The organism is Ferroplasma sp. Type II (genome assembly GCF_000496155.1).
The window spans coordinates 2,130-3,864 of the sequence record NZ_KI542855.1 but is presented as its reverse complement, the minus strand read 5'-3'; the positions used below and the strand labels follow the sequence as shown (position 1 = coordinate 3,864).

Sequence of the window (1,735 nt, the reverse complement as noted above, 5' to 3'; positions counted from 1 at the left end):
TCATATAATTTTTCCATTCTGATATTAGTGTGTGAGTCGAGAAATCCGTATATAGATGACACAACCTCTTCTAATGAAGCGTTTCCAGCCCTTTCGCCTATTCCATTTATTGTAAGTTGAGCTTCATTTGCCCCGGCCATCAGACCTGCAAGAGTGTTTGCTGTTGCTAAGCCAAAATCATTATGGCAATGGATGCTAATATTGGTACTGGTAAATTCTTTTATTTTATTAATAAAGTAATACATTGACATTGGATTCATGATGCCTATAGTATCTGGAAAATTGACAGTCTCAACCTTTATAGATGAAATAATATATTTAAGAAAATCCATATCGGTTCTTGTGGCATCTTCAGGGGAAAATATTACTGTAAGTCCGTGGCTTCTTGCGTAATCTATTGAATTTGTTATACTTTCAAAAACCTGATCCCTGGTTTTATTTAGTTTATACTTCATGTGAATGTCCGATGTTGCTATAAATAAATGTATTATTTTTGAATCGGATTCTATTACCTTATCTATATCGTTTTTATTGCATCTTGCAAGAGAACATATATTGTCCATATCGTAGTTTATATGTTTTATTGTCTTTAATTCCTCATCTGACACTGCCGGGAATCCTGCTTCTATTATGTCAACCCCGGCATCATACAGCATTTTTGCTATTGTATACTTTTGTTCCATGTTAAATGATACACCGGGTGTTTGCTCCCCATCTCTAAGTGTTGTGTCAAATATACTTATCTTTTTTCTGTCAGTTTCATAGCCTATTCTACTATACTCTCCCATGTTGAAAAAATCGCCATAGCTTCTACTACCATAAAAATACATCTCATTACCTCCAAAATTTTTAATGAAGATAACGTTTACTCAAGCAACAAAAAGAACACTTGCTCAATAAACATTATCGAATCCATCTGATAGGGTATTTACATAATGTTATATAAATATTTGTGGAGTAAAACCTTTAAGAATTGTGTGAAATAATATTATAATATATCAAAAATAATATAAGAAAACATGTAAAATAAAGCAAACTTAACAATAATTCCTGAAAATTGTGTTATTGTAGATGATTATCTGAATCGTTCAAATTCCAGTATAATTTTGATATTTCTCCCACATCCTTGCTACCGAATTCCATGTTTTTCGCAAGTTTCATCATTAGATTGTTCTGCTCTATAAGGTGCAGGCTTGACACGCCCAGATCTCTTGCCGATTCAAGTGCCATTTCTATTACATGCTGAGCAAGTTCCATTGAGAATGCTTCCCCAAACTCATCCTTTGACTGCCATTCCAGACGGAACATCTGGGTTATAGAATTTGCACCTCCCATAGAGAGCGCTTCTATAGCAATTTTTGGATCAATGCCTAGCTTCCTGATTAACACAGACATTTCGCCAAATATGTCAACCACTGCTGTGCCAACCATATTGCTAATCAACTTCATCATAGTGGCCTGATAATGAGTGCCGATATGCATGGGACTTCCCAAGATATGCAGGATTTCCAGAGATTTTATGTAAAGTTGTTCATCTCCACCCAGGAAAAGTGCAAGTTTCCCTTCATTTGCCTCTTGAGGTCCTCTCTCCAACTTGCATGAGAGGTAATTTGATTTATAATCTCCCAGAGATTCTAATATTTTCTTAAGTTCATTGAGGCTTATTGTAGTTGTATCCATGATTATGGATCCACCTTTGTAGGATTTAAGAATATCAATAACATTATTTCCTTCT

The 1,735-nt window shown here is 34.8% G+C and carries 2 protein-coding genes; both read right to left on the bottom strand.

Annotated elements, in window-relative coordinates; translation table 11 throughout:
• On the bottom strand, nucleotides 1–830 hold an 830-nt coding region (locus AMDU4_RS14000; protein WP_021788569.1), incomplete at its 3' end, for a hypothetical protein.
• A 232-nt stretch (nucleotides 831–1,062) separates the two neighbouring features.
• A partial coding sequence (locus AMDU4_RS13995; protein ID WP_290705622.1) for an NAD-binding protein occupies nucleotides 1,063–1,735 on the bottom strand: 673 nt, incomplete at its 5' end.